Origin of the sequence: Paenibacillus sp. J5C2022, assembly GCF_025567625.1 — a bacterium.
In the GTDB taxonomy this organism is placed as follows: domain Bacteria; phylum Bacillota; class Bacilli; order Paenibacillales; family Paenibacillaceae; genus Pristimantibacillus.
The window spans coordinates 18,521-36,507 of the sequence record NZ_JAOQJC010000046.1 but is presented as its reverse complement, the minus strand read 5'-3'; the positions used below and the strand labels follow the sequence as shown (position 1 = coordinate 36,507).

Sequence of the window (17,987 nt, the reverse complement as noted above, 5' to 3'; positions counted from 1 at the left end):
TCCCTATCAGCACGCTTTGCCGTTCTAATGTACAAATATTTTTATCTTGTCCAGTAAGCGATCATCATGTCTTTATGATTCATGTTGAACGGCTTTTCCCCTTCTGTCAAGATTCCAGCGGCAGAACGCCTCGTAATAAGACTGGCAGCCCGGCATACCGGATTCAGGACTGACAAACTGCGAGAACCCCCAGCTGACGAGATGCCTGCAATACTTCGATGCTAGTTCAGACTTCTCGTTCAGCTTCGGCAGCGGCACTCTCTTCCAACGTCGATCGTGAAAACCCTCGCCATTCGCGCCATGCTCACCTCGGAATTGCTTCAGCTCGATGTAGTCCTTCACGTCGATCTCGGCAAGTTCGATATTGCCCCAAAGCTCGACACCATGGCGATTGCATGCGTTGGCCACTGCCGCAAAGTAAGGCTCTCGCTCCTCTACGGAGTAGAATGCGCCATGCTCTGCCCCGGAATCTTGAAGCATGACGATGTCCAGATCGCCGCCTGTCAGCATCTCATCCCAGAACTGCTCATACGCTTCCGGACTTTCGTAAGCATAGCCCAGTACCTCATGCGAATCCGATACGAAGAATGGAGAGGCGACGATCTTACAGCCCGGCGTCGATGATCGGCACTGCGCTGCAATGGATGCCCACAAGGTTCGGATATATTCCTTATCCTTGCCGTGCACAATGTACAATTCATTGCCCAAATAATAACCTTCGAATGCGGGATGAATCCCGTACCTCTGTGCAAGGATTGATACGATGCGATCGCTTCGTTCCAAATCCGCCTCGAGGTCCCAGCGCATATACCAGTTGCTATCCGCCATAACCTCGATTATGACCTTCATCCCCATTGCATGCGCTTCATCCAGCATGTAAGCGATGGGATCGAATTGTCCCTGCTCCCCCAGCATCTGCAGACTTTCAAGAGAGAATGCCGGCCCGTTCACCCATAACAGATCGAAGCCTGCCTTCGCCTGCGCCGTGATCTCCCGATCGATGCTTGTTTTGCTGCCGTTCAGGTTCATGTAATATAGCGAGCCTCTAATTGCCTTCATCTGCTTTTCCTCCTTTTAACATTCGGTTGCCTCTCTATTCCTTTACCGCTCCAAGCACAATGCCTTTCACGAAGAAGCGCTGCAGGAACGGATAGATGACGAGCACCGGCAAAGCACCGACGATGATCTGAGCATCCTTGAGACTGCGGTCAGATACCAGATGCAGATCCTCGAGACTGTTGATTGCAGTGACGTCAATCGGTATGATAACAGTCTGTAAATAACTGGATAAGGGATAGTGGATCGGATTGTTCATGAAGATAATGCCGTCGAACCAAGAGTTCCAATGCCCGACAATGGAGAACAACGTCAATGTAGCCATCGCGGGGAGGCTTAACGGAACATAAATGCGAAACAGCGTTCCCCAGTGACCGGCCCCGTCTATATAGGAAGATTCAGCAAGCTCCTTCGGTAATGACCGAAAAAAATTCAGCATCAGCACAACGTTGTATATGGGGACAGCCCCCGGTAAAATAAGCGACCATATACTATCCATAAGCCCCAGCTCATTCACTGTCAAATAGAGCGGAATCAATCCGCCGCTGAATATCATGGCGAACACAAGCATCCAAGCATACACGGTTCTTCCCTTGAAAATGCGATCCTCCTTGGACAGCGGGTATGCAATGAGGACAGTAAGCAGCATGTTGACGGCAACGCCCAATACAACACGCTGTACGGAAATCCCCATCGCTGTAAGCAGCTTGGACTCCTTGAAGATCAACTCGTAAGAAGCAGCCGTATAGTCGACAGGCCAAAAGGTGACCTCGTTAGCTGCTATGCTGACGGCGGAGCTGAGCGATTGAGCCAGAACATGCACGAACGGGAGCAAGCACAGCAAGCCCGACAGCAACAAAAAAGAATGGTTGAACAAATGAAACAGCTTACCGTAAGGCGCGTTATCGTTCACGGAGTAAGCCTCCTAAAAAATTCTATAGTTCGCGTATTTGTAAGCTAACCGGTAAGCCGTTGCCATTAGAACCAGACTTACGACGGATTTGCTCAAGCCCACAGCGGTCGCGAAGCTGTACTGTGTCTGTTGAAGTCCTACGCGGTATACGTAGGTATCGATAATATCACCGGTCTCATAGACAATCGGGTTGTATAAATTAAACACTTGATCAAATCCCGCATTCACAATTCCGCCAAGGCTTAACGTTGCGACCAGAGCCATCATGGGATAGAGCCCGGGAATTGTAATATGCAACGTCTGCCGCCAACGGTTAGCTCCATCAATGACGGCCGCTTCGTAGAGCGCGGGATTAATGCCGGCAAGCGCCGCCAAGTAAACGATCATGGAGAAGCCGAATTCCTTCCATATGTCGCTAATAATCAATACGGGGCGAAACCAGTCGTTGCTGCCCAGGAACATAATGGGCTCAACGCCGATTGCCTCCAGCAACACATTGACGATGCCGCCTTCAATGGACAATATATTCGTCAGAATGCCGCCGAGGATTACCCAGGACATAAAATGGGGGAGATACACCATCGTTTGAATCGTTTTTTTGAACCAGAGAAGCCGAACCTCGTTCAGCAGCAAAGCAAATACGATCGGGACAAAAAAGCCGATTGACAGCTTAAGTCCCGCTATAATAAGCGTGTTCATGACGACCTGATAAAAGTCCGGAATCTGAAACATAAGAGTGAAGTTGCTCCATCCGACCCATTCGGACTTCATAAATCCCATAACCGGCCGAAACTGTTGAAAAGCAATCGCGACACCAAACATGGGAACGTAGCAAAATATAAGGACAAAAACCATGCCTAGCCATACCATCAAGTGAAGCGATTTATTCATTCTGAGATTACGCAGCATATTCCAGTTCACCTTTCTCCGAATAATCCGGACGCTATCTGGAAGAAGCCCACTCATTCACTTCCAGCGTCATCTTGTCTCCGCCGATCTTGTGCCACTGCGCAACGAAGTCATCGAATTCTTCAACGGACTTGTCCCCCATGATCATCTTAGTGAACGTATCGTTCGTCAGTTTATCCAGCGCTGTCTTCGTCAGTCCCATCGTCTCCGTCGGCGCACCGTAGAACTCATCTGTTACAATTTCTTTATACTCGCGAATAAGCGGGGCCGATTCCGTCCAAATTTTTTGCTCCACCCAACCATCAACTCCGCCGGCTTTGATTTTGTCATAGGTTTTCAGACCGCTTATGGACAGACCCGACGTATCGCCATCCTTAAGCGCCTTTAATATTTCGTCAACAAACAAGTCGTTCTTATTCGGCTTCTCGGAATAGACAGGCGTATAGCTATTGATATCGACATCCTTGTATTCGTTCTGACGAAGCTCGGAATACTTTTCGTTGCGGGAGCCTCCTGTCATGCTAAGGTCGTACCAGTAATTGATCGCCTTGACGAGCGCCTCCGGATGCTCAAAGCCTTTGCGAACGACCATCCAATTGGTGGTGAAATGTCCGGCAGGCACTTTCATCTCTCCAGATGGGCCAGGAGGAGCAAGCAGCGGCGTCCACTTCGCATCGGGTTCCTTCTCTATCATTTGATTAAGCGGCCATGCCGGAGACCAGAAAGGCGCATAATACATCCCAATCTTGCCGGCAACGACATCTGCTGTCGTCTCACCGCCTCCTTTAATGGCGAACTCCTTATCTAGCGCTCCCATCGCATACAGTTCCCGTCCAATCTCCAGCACCTTCTTCATTTCGGGCTGCACGCTTCCATACACGAGTCCTTCCTCACCCTTAATCCATTTGCCCGGGTAAGCGCCGTATGCCGCTGCAAGCGCATCCAATGAGCCTAATCCATAACCATCGAACATCATAAATGACGCCATGATGCCATACGTATTTTTCTTCTGATCGCCGTCGGGATCATTATTGGCGAACGCTTCGGCTACCGCAATCACTTCATCCGCCGTCTTCGGAAGCTCGAGATCGAGATTGTCCAGCCAGTCCTGTCTCACCCAAAGCAAGTTCAGATTACCCGCTGCGTCGCGAGTGTTAGGCAAACCGTACAGGTTGCCGTCGAACGTTCCCATTCTAAGACCAAGGCCGTCTGCGTAACCGAATGCTTCCTTCACCTGCTGGGACGCATATTGCTCGAAGTAAGGCGTCATATCTTCCACTAAGCCGCCGTCAACCAGCTCTTTCAATTGACCGATATCGACTTGAAAAATATCCGGCAAATTTTTGGAAGCGATAGACAAGTTCAGCTTTTCGGTATATTTGTTGTTATCACCGCCGACCGACCATATATTTTTCCATTTTATGCCAATATCCTCTTCATACAGTTCATATACAATGTTGTCTTCCAGCGATTCTCCTTCAATAAATTTGAACGTATCATTGGTTGCTCTCACTGTTGTCACTTCAATTGGCGGATCATACTTGCCTAACGGATCGATGACTTGCGGCGCTCCTTCTTCTATATTGGCTTCCGCACTATTCGGTTGCCCGGGCTTGATCGCCCCTTCGTCCGCAGTCTTGCCTGCTGATTGATTGCCGCTGCACGCTGCAACGAGCATCATAAGCAGCAATAGTATGAATATTCTCCTCTTCGCCATAACTCACTTTCCTTTCCCCTTGTTGTTTTCATTTCAACGAAATTATAACTCGACACCAATCTTTCAAATAACAGTAATAAATTTTGAAACCTTGTACTTTTTTTACGATTTTGAAAGCGTTGTTCATAATCAAAAGAAAGTATAAGCATTCGCAAAAAAAGACGGATAACATGGCATAAAAATTTTATTATACTCTTTTTGTAAGCGTTTTTACTATCCGTATTTGAGGAGGAAGCTTAATGGAAAACAATCTCGAACAAAAAAAACGGACAGGCAATCCGTTAGTAAGCAGGAGGAAGCTGCTTGCCGCAATCGGCGGAGGCGGCGCAGCGCTTGCTATGGAGGGGATGCTGGGTTCATCGCTTCTGGCAGAGGCAATGAGCGGCGAAGAAGGGAAGAAAGCAGGGAAAGGCAAGCTAAAAGGCAATGATGCTTCGCACTCATCGCTTTGCGAATGCAATGTCATGGATTACGGAGCGATTGGTGATGGAACGACAGACGACACGGATGCAATCCAGGCCGCTATCGCAGCTTGTTCGGCGGCGGGAGGAGGCGTCGTATGCTTTCCCGCCGGAACATACTTAAGCGGAACCATACAGGTCGGAGGAAATATGAAGCTGAGAGGAGTCGGTCAGGATGTGACCTTATTGAAGCTGAAGCCTGGAACGAACGATGCACTAATGGTGGGAACGTTAACGGAAAATGTGACGATCTCAGATATGACGCTTGACGGCAACGCTTCCCAGCAGACGACGGGCAGCACCGTCATATTCTGGAAGTGCAAACGGATTACGATTGATCACATCAAGGTTGTCAACTCGCATGTTATTGCTCTGAATATGTCGAATGTCATGGCTTCCAGAATCACCCGAAGTCATCTGAAAGGCACGATCGGCAACACCGTCATTTCCTTCAGCTTGGATGATCCGCAATATGCAGAGGGAAACAACTGGGTAATGGACAATCTGATCGAAGACGGTTATCTGGACGGCATCATCTACAATACGAACCGTGGGGTCATCTCCGGCAATATTATCCGCAACAACGGACTTGTCCCGAACAACACAGCAGGTGGCGTGTATATCAACAACAAATTCGGAATCGTTATCAGCAACAATTTAATCGAGGGCAACGATGGCAATGGCATCGACATAATCGATGCAACGGAAATTATTTCCGAAGGCAACTGGTGCGTCAACAACAATTCGGCGGGCATTATGTACGCCAGCGTAACCAATTCTCAAATTATTGGAAATGTTTGCAAGAATAATGGGAAAGCGCCTGCCACCGGCCAAGACGACGGTATCAGCATACTCGGCAATAGTCATCTGGTCACTATTACCGGCAACCGCTGCTTCGATGACCAGTCCGTCAAAACACAGCGTTACGGCATTCATGCGATCGATACCAGCCATGACCTATTGATAACCTCCAACATTTTGAAGGACAATTGGATCGGTCCTCTCTCAACCGTAGGCTCTAGCAATGTGATCTCAAGCAATTTGAATTAGCCTTGCGGCACGGCACCTAATCGCATAGACGCAAATAAATGGACTGGAGCATGGAAAAACTATCGGGTAATCGCAGCGCAGTTGTTGCGCAAAAATTGCCGAGGAGGAATTCACAAATGCATACAGTCTGGAAAGGAGCAATCAGCTTCGGTCTCGTTCATGTACCGGTGAAAATGTTCACCGCTACCGAAGACAAGGACATACGCTTTCGCAGCATTCATAAAGCTTGCGGCACGCCAATCTCCCACAAGCGCACTTGTCCCCATTGCGATCAGGAGGTGGCGCTTGATGAGATCGCCAAAGGCTTCGAGTACGAGAAGGGCAAGTTCGTCTTGTTCAGCGAGGAGGAGATCGAAGCGCTGAAGCCGGAATCCGCCAGAGTCATTCAAATTCTCGACTTCGTCAATCTGGAGGAGATCGATCCCATCTACTATGAGAAGACGTACTTCCTAGCCCCCGATCTGGCGGGGGGAGGCGCTTACGGCTTGCTGATGGAAGCGATCCGCCAAACCGGCAAAATTGGCATCGCCAAAATCTCGATTCGCAGCAAAAGCAGTCTGGCGGCTATTAGAGTGATTGACAACTGCATTTGTCTGGAGACGATGCATTACCCCGACGAAGTCCGCTCATTGGCAGAGGTCCCCAACCTGCCGCAAGCCGCGAACGTGAACGACAAAGAGCTGCAAGTGGCCAAGCTGCTAATCGATCAGTTGACGGAGTCATTCAATCCGGAGAAGTATACCGACGATTACCGGATAGCTATGCTCCAAGCGATCGAGCAGAAAATCGCCGGGGAAGGCATCGATGTCGTTGCCGCACCGCAAGAGAATCGAGCCAATGTGATTGACTTGATGTCCGCGCTTCAAGCGAGCCTGGAAGCGGCGAAAATCCCTACCGATACCGGAAAACCGGCAAAGAGAGGCGCCAAGCGCAAAACGGCCAAAAAAGCGAGCGACAACGTCTCTTGACCGTTGTCGCTGTTGTTGTTCGCATATAGTCGCCCGTAATGAGGCAAATATTATCGCTTATGTGCTTTGAGCGCCGGGAAGAGAAGGCAAGACTAGCTTGTCTTGCCTGTCTGCCGAGGGGATGACTGCAAGGGTTGCGCAGGCTTATGTTCAATCAATTCGGATATCGTAACCATGCGATACCCCCGCTTCTTCAATTCCGGCAAAATGATTTGCAGCGCCTTGACGGTCTGCATCGAGCCTCGAATATTGTCGTGCAGCAACACGATATCGCCGTTTCTTGCATTTTTCAGCACTTTATTCGCAATGGCCTGAACCCCCGGACTCGTCCAATCCTTCGTATCCTGATGCCAGGACCATAACACAATCGTATAACCGGCCTGCCTTGCAATTTGTACGACCCGCTCGCTGTAATTGCCGCCTGGCGGCCTGAACCATTTGCAATCCACGCCCGTCACTGATTTGATCTTCGCTTCCGTATCGGCAATCTCTTTCACGATTGTATTCGAGCTGACGCTTCGATTGAAGAAGCGGTGATTGAATGTGTGGTTCGCCACTTCATGCCCTTCACCCACTTCGCGCTTGACAATCTCCGCATACCGGTCAAGCCGATTGCCAACGACGAAAAATGTGGATTTCGCATCGTACTGCTTGAGCAAATCCAGGATCATCGGCGTCTCCGTCTCATGGGGACCGTCATCAAAGGTCAATGCGATCAGCTTCTCCTCCATCGGCACTTCCCAGATAATCTCGCCGCGCGCCTCATAATAGGAACGATTATGTACGGTCGGACGATCCGTAAAGCCAGTGATGACAGCACAACCGGCACCGATCATACAGAGCATGCAAGTCCATTTTTTCCAATTTTCCATTAGCGCTCCTCTTTCCCTGTTGGTTGTTATAAGGATAGTATGGTTCGATTGGAAATCGAATATGTTCCATCTGCCAACTGTATGTATTGGAAAGTGTCCATCACTGCGCTATTATGAACCGTCATGCTGCTCTCCCCGCTGTTGGGGATGTCGTTCCGGACCTGCGTGACACCACATGACGACGACAGGGTCTTCTTCGCTGGAACAGAGATGATGATCTTCTCCGGGCTCGATAATGATTACATCTCCACTCCGGACATCATGCCGCCGACCGTTCACCTCCATTGCGCCTCGCCCCTGCATGACGATAAAGGCTTCACGATCCGAATGGACATGCCAGTCCCCGCCCCCTGGACCGTCGTTCGTGTGGCTCCTCTCCCCGCGCGAAGCGAAGGCCAGGCCTCCGGCATAGAGATAATCCCCTGGCAACACTTCATGCAAAACATGTCCTTCACCATTCAAATGCAAATCATTCAACGTTAGTCTGATCAATTCGATCTTCCCCCTGCTACTCGCCCAGAATCCGCTCAATAAGGTCAAGCTCTGCGGACGTGAACGAGGGGTTATCCAATAGCTTAGCAATGTCGTCGATCTGCTCTTCCTTGCTTACGCCGATCAGCGCAGAGGTGACGCGGCCATGTCTGAGCACCCAGGCGATCGCCATCTGAGCCAGACTCTGCCCTCGCTGTTCGGCCAGTTCCTGAAGCTTGCGGGACTTCGCCAGCTTCTCAGGCGTAATATCTTCACGCTTCAGGAATATGCTCGCGCCCGCAGCGCGGGAATCCTCAGGTACGCCGTTCAGATAACGATCCGTCAGCAAGCCTCTCGCAAGCGGACTGTATGCGATCGTTCCGACTCCCGACTCAAGCAGCGTGTCTTGCAATTCCTCCTCCAGCTTTCGTTCGTACATGGAATAATGGCATTGATGAATCAGACAAGGCGTTCCAAGCTGTCGCAGGATAGAGATCGCTTCCCGCGTCTCCTCCGGTCCGTAATTGGATATGCCGACATAGAGCGCTTTGCCCTGTCTCACCGCCTGATCGAGCGCAGACATCGTTTCCTCGAGCGGCGTTTCCTTATCGAATCTGTGAGAATAATAAATATCGACATACTCCATGTTCAATCGTTTCAGACTTTGATCAAGGCTTGCGAGCATGCTTTTGCGCGAGCCCCATTCACCGTAAGGTCCCGGCCACATTCGGTAACCGGCTTTCGTGGAAATAATCATCTCATCCCGATAAGCGCCGAAGTCCTTCCGCCACAGTTGACCGAACGTCTCCTCCGCCGAACCGGGCGGCGGTCCGTAATTGTTCGCGAGGTCGAAATGCGTAATGCCGAGATCGAATGCCCGGCGCAGTAGCCTTCTTCCATTCTCCTGCACGTCGATTCCGCCGAAATTATGCCATAATCCAAGCGAGATAGCCGGCAATTTCAACCCGCTTCTTCCGCATCGATGATAAGTCATCGTCTCGTAACGTTGATGTGATGCCACGTATTCATTCATGCAATCAGCCTCCGTATCATTCTGTAATCTTGCCCCATGACGCAGTGTCATATCGTAACTGAAACAGATAACCATGCTGTCGATTGGATCGACAGCATGGTTCGCATTCGCATTGGAATCCCCGCTATTATCCGCGCTTCACAACAATCGTATAGTTTACCGCTTCTCCGCCGCGCTGTACTCCAATTTGAACAATATTCAACTTATTGTTGCCCCGGATCAAGGACAGCGGTTCGCTGGCATCCCCGCTGGCAACGACTGCACCTTCTTCTCCGTTCAGGCTGATCGTAATGACGGCATCGGAACCGTAAGCTGTCGGTACAAGCTCCAATTCATGGGTAGGATTCGGCAGCGTTATCGTATAGAAGAGCTTCTCTGACGAGAACGTCTCATTCAGCGTTCCTTCCGACAACGACAGACCGGACAGGCCGCCTCTCTTCTCCGCCTCCCCATAAGGACCTACTTGGTCGCGGGTAAGCGGACCGTTCGCCTTCTTGTCCTCGCTGAATTCGTCTGCGCCGACATCCGGCGCGTAACGAAGCTCTGTATCCATATCATACTCCGGCGAGTAGCTCTCAATTGCCCGGTCTCTTGCCGGACTTACCGCTGACAGGCGGATTAGCCCGTCCGAACCGCGCACCAGCAGAGGATCTGCAATGTCGATCTGCTCCTCGGACTTTGGCACCTGACTGTGATAGGCTTCGGCGCTGCCGTAAGCCATATTGCCCGCATATACTGTGCATTGTCCCGCCGTGTACATCCAGGAAGCTCCGCTCCCCCGCTCGCAGTTCCTGCTGCCCGACAGCTGTTCATACATGCGACCGAAATTGTTGAAGATGAGGTTGTTGGCGACGAGTGTATTTACAGAAGCAAATGTGCGTCCTCCGTCAATAATGCCGGAAGTGCTTCCAACGATGGTATTATTGTATACTTGTGCGTCGTATACTCGCCAGTGCCCCCGCATGATGGCAAGCCACGCTTCGGGGTCGTCCGCTTTCAACTCGTTCAGGTTGACCTCTACCAGCTCAGGATTGTTCTGATCCCCGGCGTTGTACACGATCGGCGTACCGGTGCCGTCCGGTCCGGCATCGTAGACGCCCCCGTCGATGTGGATCGCATTGAAGGTGAGCCCTTCCATGTAATTGTTGAATATGCGATGCCCGTTGCCATAGATGCGAATGCCGCCGACGCCGCTCTTTCCTTCTTCATTGATGAAGAAGTTGCCGTAGAAGCTGTTCCGATGTCCGTGACGGGAAGTGACCTGTCCTTGCGAATTCAGGAACGTATTGTATCGTACCACATTGTCGCTGCTCTTCACCGATACGATCTCAGGATCGCCATCCGCGCTCTCGAACAGGTTGTATTGAATCTTGATGAACCCGGAAGATAAAGACAGCCCGGAGTATCCCAAACGTATCGCTTCCAGGCCGTTGCTGATGCGAGGGCCCGTATGATGGAACCAGTTGTATTCGATCACGTCGTATTGCGAGATGGCCTCGCCATCCCCGTTATAAGCCAGCACGGCTCCAATCTTCGACTTCGGACCAAATTCATTGTAAGCGATTCGATTATGGCTGCCTATCCCTTCGACGATCATGAAGTGACTTTGGGCAGATTCATTCTGGCCGCTCTCGTCCAGCGCGAAGCGATTGCGGAGTACCGAGATATGGCTGGCATTCTCCAGCGCAAGGCCGGGGTTCGGCACTTCTTCCGAAGGTCCTATCGCATTGACGAATTGCAGGCCCTCCACATGAATGTAGGAAGAATTCCTGATTATCATATAAGCCGAGCCGGCGATGCTTGCGCCGCCAGTCTCCGCAGCGCGTATAATAATCGGCTGTCCCGGCGTGCCGTGCTTGTCCTCTACGACGAATGGCCCTACCTGTGAATACGCACCGTCCTCAAGCTCGATAATCGTCCCCGGCTCTGCCCCGGCAAGCGCTTCGTTCAGTTGTGCCGCATCGGCAACAGTCACAATCTCGAACTCGGGCTGCAGCTCATCTTCGTCGTAGTCGCCAGGCTCTCCCGGCCCTTCCGGCTCCTCGATCTCCGGCGGCATCCCGTCGTACAATTCCACCTCGGTATAGCTGTTCCACAGATTGGAGGTGTTGCCGTACCCGACGATGCGTATGTACCTTGCGTTCGCAGGCTCCGCTATGACAAAGGGCTGGAGACCTTCGATGTTCGTACTGTTCGTGCGTTCCAGTACGGTACTGAAATGAGTTCCGTCGTCGGACACCTGCACCTCGAAGATCGAAGCTCTGGATTCCGCCGAGACGAACGCGATCTGAAGCCATGTGATCTCCCTCTGCTCCAGCAGATCGAACTGGAGCCACTCGCCTTCACCCTTGGCGGACCAGCGGCTCTCGATGTCCATGCTGCCGTCCACGACATTGGCAGGTACATAATTGGAATCAGGTTGATAACTGCTGGCGGAGACCTGGCTGGCCACAATGTCCAGCTTCTCTTCCGCCGCCGTAACGACAGCCGATTCGGAAACCGCTGTCAATAATGGGGCAGCAATCATTGCAACCATGCACAGTAACATCCATGCCTTAAATCCAAGTCTGGCTCGTCCGTTCATTACACTATTCTCCCTTCAATTGTCCAATCAGGCAAGTCCATCTGGATAATCAGCAGTTAGACCTGCCTGATGTTCACTGTATTCTGCACTTCATCTCACTATTGCTCAAGGCGTATTCAATCCAACGTCTGAAGCAACCAACGGCCGATTCAGAATGGATGCGCTTCCATACTCATCCGCTCCGATGTCCGAATTCGTACGCACTTGGCCGTCCATGTCGGTTATGACGAACGCATATGTCCCCGCAGCGGCATCAATCGCCGGACTTGCGGAAGACAGCTTCTGAAGACCATCCTCCGTTATAAGCAAAGGATTGACGTTGGCGATCTCGCCTGAGCTTCGGATTACATTCCCGATTGTGCTCCCATAGCCGATATTTCCCTCGAACACGGTATTCGTCGCTGCCGCTTCGTAATAGAGCGTTCCAACGTCGTTGCGTACAATGTTATTGGCAACCTTTACATCCTCCGGCGCATAGGCTTTACCCGAGCCGATGACAATTCCGGCATCGCTGTTCACAATCGTATTGTTCACGATGAGCGCCCGGTAGATTTTCCATTGCTTCCGAAGCTGTTCACTGGTCGGGTTCGCGGGGTAACCGGCCGTACCGCCATCGAAATCGCCGTTGGGCAGGTAGATCGCTTCATCGGTCAGATTCTCGAAATAGTTGTTATAGATCTTATGATCATTGCCGAACATGCGAATCCCTTGCTGCTCCGATTCAACTCCGTCACCCAGGAAGAAATTGCCGTATACGCTATTGTTGTGGCCGTGCCTGAGTGTAAGACTGCCTCTCGACGTACGGAACGTGTTGAAGCGGACCGTATTGCTGCTGCTCTTGACAGATACAATCTCCGGTTCCCCGTCGCAATCTTCGAACACATTGTATTGAATCGTATTGTAACCGTGAGACAGCGAGATGCCTGACAAGCCAAGCCTGATCGTCTCCTTGCCGTTGGATACCCATGGACCTACATCGTGGAAGTAGTTGTATTCGATCACATCGTATTGCGAGATTTGGCCCGACCCGTTCTCTCCCTCATAAGCGATCAACGGAGCGGTATCGCTCTTCGGACCGAAGTCGTTGCGATCGATGCGATTGTGATGACTGTTCGTCCCCCGTACCTGCAGCCACATCATATTCCCGCCTGAAGCCGGCAGTGCGAACTTGTTGCGGGTAATGCGAACGTGATCGGAGCCTTCCAGGACGAGTGCGGCATTGACCGAATTCGTAAATTTCAATCCGTCGACAACGATGTGGGAACTGTCTTCGATACGCATTCCCGAGCCTCCGGAGATGATAGCCTGACCGCGATTCAGCGCTTTGACAACAATCGGAGCGTCGGCTGTGCCGTTCTTGCTCTGCAAGACGAACTCTCCCGTCTGCGAATAAGTCCCGTCCGCCAGTACGATCGTTGTGCCAGCTGTTGCCGATCCCAGTGCCGAAGCCAGTTCCGTTGCAGTATCCACAGCAACAATCGTACCTTCGTCGCCGTTGCCTCCGCTGGACGGGCCGCCATAGATCTCGACTTCGCTCAAGCTGTTCCATGTACTGGTGGTGTTGCCATGCCCGACGATACGAATATACCTGACGGGATCGATATCGGCGAATTCGAACAGCTGTAGATTATCGTTCAAGCCGCTGACCGCTCCAGCGAGTACAGTGTCATAGTTATAGCCGTCGTAGGATGCTTGAAGATCGAAGGTGAACGTTCGTTGCGAACCGTTGCTGAAGGCGAGCTTCACATATTCTACGCGTCTGCTTACACCGAGATCGTAGCTGATCCATTCCCCGTCGCCATTGGCCGACCAGCGCGTGCTCAGATCTCCGTCAATCGTGAACGCAGGAATATTCCCGTCATCTCCGCTCGCCATAAGCTGAGGAATGGACAAGGCGAGCTTGCCCGATGACGCTGAGAGCGTTCCGTAAATTTCCACCTCGGTGTAGCTGTTCCATAGATTGGCCGAATTGCCGTGACCGACGATCCGCACATAGCGGACGGGGTCCGTATCCGGGAAGTCGAACGTCTGAAGTCCATCCGCAAGAGCGCTCGTCACCCCGCTGCTTACCGATGCGAAGCTGGAGCCGTCTGCCGATGTCTGGATATCGAAGGTCGATGTGCGGCTTGATCCGTTCAGGAATGCGATCTTGACATAGGATACAGTGTGGCTGGCGCCGAGATCATATTGAATCCACTGGCCGTCGCCGTTAGCGGACCAACGCGTGCCGGAATCGCCATCCACCGTATTAGCCGGCACATTGCCATCGTCCGCGCTTGCCGTCACATTGGCGCCCGTTACGGTCACCTTCGGTATCGAAGAGAGAGAGACGTCTCCGTAGATCTCCACCTCGGTATAACTGTTCCATAGATTAACCGAATTGCCATGACCGACAATTCGCACATAGCGGGCCGGGTCCTGATCCGGGAAGTCGAACGTCTGAAGGCCATCCGCCAAGGCGCTTGTCACCCCGATACTAACCGCCGTGAAGCTGGAACCGTCTGTCGATGTCAGGATGTCGAAGGTTGATGTGCGGCTTGATCCGCTCAGGAAAGCGATCTTGACGTAGGACACCTTGGCGTTCGCTCCCAGATCGTACTGAATCCACTGTCCGTCGCCGCTTGCAGACCAGCGCGTGCCGGGATCGCCGTCTACGGTATTGGCCGGCACATTGCCGTCGTTCCCGCTCGCCGTTACATCGGAACTCCCAATGACGAATTTCACATCTGCCGCACTCGCCACTCTCGGTACTAGCATAGCCAACATGCAGATCAATACGGTAAGCACAATGCTCTTGTTTCCCATGATCCTCATCCCCTCGTATGAAGTTGACGTTGATTCGCTGCCAGTCCTGCTGCCGACAATCCCCCCTGAAGCATGGTCAAAAAATATTCCGATTCCATCCCAAGCACTTGGCCAGTGCTTCCACATAATAATAATCGCCGTATATTAATGATACATTCACATTCACGTCCACCGGTTTATGGCCGGTAGCTCCGAGCAAGATTCCCTCGTATTCCGGTTGATCCAGCGTACTGTACCGCAAGGATAGAGAGCGAATGATGCGCGCAGCCGCCCCTTCATACAATGCCGATTCCTCCGGCGCAACCTGCCTGGCGATATCGATCAGCCCCGAAGCCGCACAGCTCGCCGCCGACGTATCTCTCGGCTCGTCTGTCAGATCGGCTGCGGCGCGGAAGTCCCAGTGCGCCACATGGTCCTCCGGCAGTGCGCTGATGAAGTAGTGGGCGACTCGCTTGGCAGCGCGTAAATATCGCTCTTCTCCGGTATAACGATATGCGCAGCTCATCCCGTATAGCGCCCAGGCCTGGCCTCTGGACCAGGAAGAAGACGGCGAATGGCCTTGTCCTCCTTCATAGCGCTCCACCTCGCCGCTCTCCGGATCGAACACAACGATGTGATGGACCGAACCGTCTTCGCGGATGAACGTCCGCAGCACCATGTCCGCATGCGCCATCGCGATATGCTTGAATCGGGGATCACCGCTCTCTTCGCTGGCCCAGAACAACAGTGGCAGGTTCATCATTGAATCGATGATCGACCAGCCGGTCTGGTCGCGCGGCCATGCCCGAATGAACGGTCCTGCCGGATTGAACCGACCGGCCAAGTAATTGGCAGCGAACAATCCGCGCCGCCGCGCATCAAGATCGCCGGTCAGCTTGTACCGAATCACCGAGGTAGGGAGGAATTGAAATCCCACATCGTGATGAAAGTGATTGTCCCGAAGGAAGCATTGCTCCATCCGTTCATCCCACGGCTCCGCAGCCTCCCGGTAGCGCTGCTCGCCGGTCATCTCATACAGAAGCCACAGCATGCCCGGCCAGAAGCCGGATATCCATTGATCCACTTTAATCTGATCGTACTTGCCGACTGCCGACACATGAGGCGCTTCCGTCCACCCCGCTTGCATCATACGATCTACCTTGATCTGTACTTTGGCCCACCACTCCGCCAATTCGGATTGCTGCAGCCTCGTTTGTTCATTGATCATCAGTCAAGACTCCCTTCTTCTCAATTGTCGACTATCCCTTGATTGCACCGATAAGGGCTCCCTTGACGAAGTACTTCTGCAAGAACGGATAGACAAGCAAGATCGGTATCGTCGCTACCATAATAGTGGCGTACTTCAATGTCTCCCCGAGTATAACGATCTCGTCCTGCGAGGCCCCTTCCGCCATCGAATTCGCATCTCCTATGATCAGAATTTCGCGCAGAATCAGCTGCAGAGGATATAACGACCGGTCTTGTATGAATATCATTGCATTGAACCAGGAGTTCCAGTGGCTCACCCCGTAGTATAGCGCCACTACTGCCAGCACCGGCTTGCACAGAGGCAAGAAGATGCGGAACAGGATAACAAAGTCGTTGGCTCCGTCCATCTTGGCCGATTCCTCCAACGCATCCGGCACCGCTTCGAACGAAGTACGCATAATGATCAGGTTGAAAGCGCTGACAGCTGTCGGCAAGATGAGCGCCCATAGTGTATCAGTAATGCCCAAGCTTCTGACTAGCAGATAGAACGGGATCAAGCCGCCTCCGAAAAACATCGTAAAGACGATAAACAGCATAATCTGTCTGCGGTACCGCAGCGACTTCCGCGACAAGGCATACGCCGCGAAGGAGGTGAGCAGCAAGTTAAGACTTACACCAACGATGACGATTGTCAGCGTATTCCGATAGCCCAGCAAAATCATGGGATTGCTGAACACTGCCGCATACGTCTCCAGCGAGAAGCCGAGCGGCTTCCACAGAATGCCCTTGTGCGCCATCATCAGCGCCGGCTCGCTAATGGATGCGAATGCGACATACAGAATGGGATATAATGTGGCAATCATGAGTCCGGTTAGAAATACGGTATTGCCAATACGAAACAATCTTTCACTTAAGCTTATTCGCATGCTGCTCCTCCTCTACCACAAGCTGGTATCGTTCAATTTCCGGCTTAGCCAGTTGGAAGCGATAACAAGAGTGAAGTTAATGACCGAATTGAACAGCCCAACGGCGGAGCTGAAGCTGAATTGAAAATCTTGAAGACCGATCCGGTATACATAGGAAGAAATAACATCCGCCGTTACATAAGTGGTCGGATTATACAGTAGAATGATCTTCTCAAAGCCGACGCTCATAATACGGCCGATATCCATAATAAGCAGGATGACAAATACGGGCAGCAATCCGGGCAAGGTGACATGGAGCATCTGCTTCCAACGTCCTCCACCGTCGATCTTGCATGCTTCGTATTGCTCGGGATCGATCGCAGACAGCGCAGCCAGATAGATGATCGTTCCCCAACCGACATGCTGCCATATATTCGACGATACGTAGATTGTTCGGAACCATTCCGGCTCCAGCAGCAGCGAGATTCTTTCACCGCCGAAGAAAGCGATAATATCATTGATTACTCCGTCGCTGTTCGTGAAGTCCTTGATCATTCCGCAAATGATGACGATAGAGATGAAGTGAGGCAAATACGTAATCGTCTGCACTGAACGCTTGAAGAACGCGTTTTTCACTTCGTTCAGCAGCAAGGCAAGAATGAGCGGAGCCGGAAAGCCGAATACGAGATCGTATAGGCTGATTAACAGTGTATTTTTCAGCACTCTCCAAAAATAGATTCCGCCGAAGAAATCTTTAAAATGCTCCAGCCCGACCCACGGACTTCCCGAAATGCCAATCCTGGGATTGAAATCCTTAAATGCGATAGTAGCGCCGTACATCGGTAAATATTGAAAAATAACAAAAAATGCGATAACGGGAAACAGCATAATATATAAATACTTGTTCTTCACGATATCTCTGACTATACTCATAGGCAAACGTTCGGTACGTGTATCCGTGCCGGATTGCAGTCTTGGTTGCGCCATCTCATACCCCTCCTCATCCATATGCGGCATCGGAGGGGGACGGTTCCCGCCATCCCCCGCCTTTTCCA

The 17,987-nt window shown here is 51.7% G+C and carries 14 protein-coding genes; 2 read left to right on the top strand and 12 right to left on the bottom strand.

From position 1 onward, the window contains the following. Positions 1-72 precede the first annotated feature (72 nt). Genes M6D81_RS26540 through M6D81_RS26525 form a run of 4 tightly spaced genes read right to left on the bottom strand, consistent with a single transcriptional unit; the run spans position 73 to position 4,595 of the window. Positions 73-1,059 carry a DUF4434 domain-containing protein gene (locus M6D81_RS26540; protein ID WP_262680199.1) on the bottom strand — a complete coding sequence of 329 codons (987 nt, stop codon included), beginning with the start codon at positions 1,057-1,059 and terminating at the stop codon, positions 73-75. 34 nt (positions 1,060-1,093) lie between these two features. Beyond that, positions 1,094-1,969 (bottom strand): carbohydrate ABC transporter permease, encoded by an 876-nt coding sequence (locus tag M6D81_RS26535; RefSeq protein ID WP_262680198.1) that lies wholly within the window; start codon positions 1,967-1,969, stop codon positions 1,094-1,096. A 12-nt stretch (positions 1,970-1,981) separates the two neighbouring features. Beyond that, the gene (locus M6D81_RS26530) at positions 1,982-2,878 is read right to left on the bottom strand and encodes an ABC transporter permease (protein ID WP_262680197.1); all 897 of its coding nucleotides are present in this window, start codon (positions 2,876-2,878) and stop codon (positions 1,982-1,984) included. Positions 2,879-2,912: 34 nt separating this feature from the next. Further along, positions 2,913-4,595 carry an extracellular solute-binding protein gene (locus M6D81_RS26525; protein ID WP_262680196.1) on the bottom strand — a complete coding sequence of 561 codons (1,683 nt, stop codon included), beginning with the start codon at positions 4,593-4,595 and terminating at the stop codon, positions 2,913-2,915. Between the two features lie 239 nt (positions 4,596-4,834). On the opposite strand from M6D81_RS26525, the gene M6D81_RS26520 reads away from it, so the two are divergent. Then, positions 4,835-6,106 (top strand): glycosyl hydrolase family 28-related protein, encoded by a 1,272-nt coding sequence (locus M6D81_RS26520; protein WP_317259170.1) that lies wholly within the window; start codon positions 4,835-4,837, stop codon positions 6,104-6,106. A 116-nt stretch (positions 6,107-6,222) separates the two neighbouring features. Beyond that, entirely contained in the window at positions 6,223-7,074 is an 852-nt protein-coding gene (gene ku / locus M6D81_RS26515) for a non-homologous end joining protein Ku (RefSeq protein ID WP_262680195.1), read from the top strand. Positions 7,075-7,166: 92 nt separating this feature from the next. Here the strand turns inward: ku and M6D81_RS26510 are convergent, their stop codons facing one another. The 8 genes from M6D81_RS26510 to M6D81_RS26475 form a co-directional block, all read right to left on the bottom strand. Then, positions 7,167-7,946: a polysaccharide deacetylase family protein gene (locus M6D81_RS26510; protein WP_262680194.1), complete on the bottom strand. Its 780-nt coding sequence runs from the start codon at positions 7,944-7,946 to the stop codon at positions 7,167-7,169. Between the two features lie 111 nt (positions 7,947-8,057). Next, a complete protein-coding gene (locus M6D81_RS26505) occupies positions 8,058-8,438 on the bottom strand; it encodes a cupin domain-containing protein (protein ID WP_262680193.1) in 381 nt (126 codons plus the stop codon). 16 nt (positions 8,439-8,454) lie between these two features. Beyond that, a complete protein-coding gene (locus tag M6D81_RS26500) occupies positions 8,455-9,450 on the bottom strand; it encodes an aldo/keto reductase (protein ID WP_262680192.1) in 996 nt (331 codons plus the stop codon). A 127-nt stretch (positions 9,451-9,577) separates the two neighbouring features. Beyond that, positions 9,578-11,986 (bottom strand): chondroitinase-B domain-containing protein, encoded by a 2,409-nt coding sequence (locus M6D81_RS26495; RefSeq protein WP_262680191.1) that lies wholly within the window; start codon positions 11,984-11,986, stop codon positions 9,578-9,580. Between the two features lie 153 nt (positions 11,987-12,139). Beyond that, positions 12,140-14,839 carry a discoidin domain-containing protein gene (locus M6D81_RS26490; protein ID WP_262680190.1) on the bottom strand — a complete coding sequence of 900 codons (2,700 nt, stop codon included), beginning with the start codon at positions 14,837-14,839 and terminating at the stop codon, positions 12,140-12,142. A gap of 76 nt (positions 14,840-14,915) precedes the next feature. Next, complete coding sequence (locus tag M6D81_RS26485) at positions 14,916-16,046, bottom strand: glycoside hydrolase family 88 protein (protein WP_262680189.1); 1,131 nt, start codon at positions 16,044-16,046, stop codon at positions 14,916-14,918. A gap of 31 nt (positions 16,047-16,077) precedes the next feature. After that, positions 16,078-16,953, bottom strand: a complete 876-nt coding sequence (locus M6D81_RS26480) for a carbohydrate ABC transporter permease (RefSeq protein WP_262680188.1) — start codon at positions 16,951-16,953, stop codon at positions 16,078-16,080. A gap of 12 nt (positions 16,954-16,965) precedes the next feature. Continuing rightward, a complete protein-coding gene (locus M6D81_RS26475; RefSeq protein ID WP_262680187.1) occupies positions 16,966-17,919 on the bottom strand; it encodes an ABC transporter permease in 954 nt (317 codons plus the stop codon). Positions 17,920-17,987: the final 68 nt, after the last annotated feature.

Excerpts from the sequence above, each read along its gene's own strand:
- M6D81_RS26540 (WP_262680199.1), bottom strand. The coding sequence starts at position 1,059 with ATGAAGGCAATTAGAGGCTCGCTATATTACATGAACCTGAACGGCAGC.
- M6D81_RS26530 (WP_262680197.1), bottom strand. The coding sequence starts at position 2,878 with ATGCTGCGTAATCTCAGAATGAATAAATCGCTTCACTTGATGGTATGG.
- M6D81_RS26525 (WP_262680196.1), bottom strand. The coding sequence starts at position 4,595 with ATGGCGAAGAGGAGAATATTCATACTATTGCTGCTTATGATGCTCGTT.
- M6D81_RS26520 (WP_317259170.1), top strand. The coding sequence starts at position 4,835 with ATGGAAAACAATCTCGAACAAAAAAAACGGACAGGCAATCCGTTAGTA.
- ku (WP_262680195.1), top strand. The coding sequence starts at position 6,223 with ATGCATACAGTCTGGAAAGGAGCAATCAGCTTCGGTCTCGTTCATGTA.
- M6D81_RS26510 (WP_262680194.1), bottom strand. The coding sequence starts at position 7,946 with ATGGAAAATTGGAAAAAATGGACTTGCATGCTCTGTATGATCGGTGCC.
- M6D81_RS26500 (WP_262680192.1), bottom strand. The coding sequence starts at position 9,450 with ATGAATGAATACGTGGCATCACATCAACGTTACGAGACGATGACTTAT.
- M6D81_RS26495 (WP_262680191.1), bottom strand. The coding sequence starts at position 11,986 with ATGGTTGCAATGATTGCTGCCCCATTATTGACAGCGGTTTCCGAATCG.
- M6D81_RS26490 (WP_262680190.1), bottom strand. The coding sequence starts at position 14,839 with ATGGGAAACAAGAGCATTGTGCTTACCGTATTGATCTGCATGTTGGCT.
- M6D81_RS26485 (WP_262680189.1), bottom strand. The coding sequence starts at position 16,046 with ATGATCAATGAACAAACGAGGCTGCAGCAATCCGAATTGGCGGAGTGG.
- M6D81_RS26480 (WP_262680188.1), bottom strand. The coding sequence starts at position 16,953 with ATGCGAATAAGCTTAAGTGAAAGATTGTTTCGTATTGGCAATACCGTA.
- M6D81_RS26475 (WP_262680187.1), bottom strand. The coding sequence starts at position 17,919 with ATGGCGCAACCAAGACTGCAATCCGGCACGGATACACGTACCGAACGT.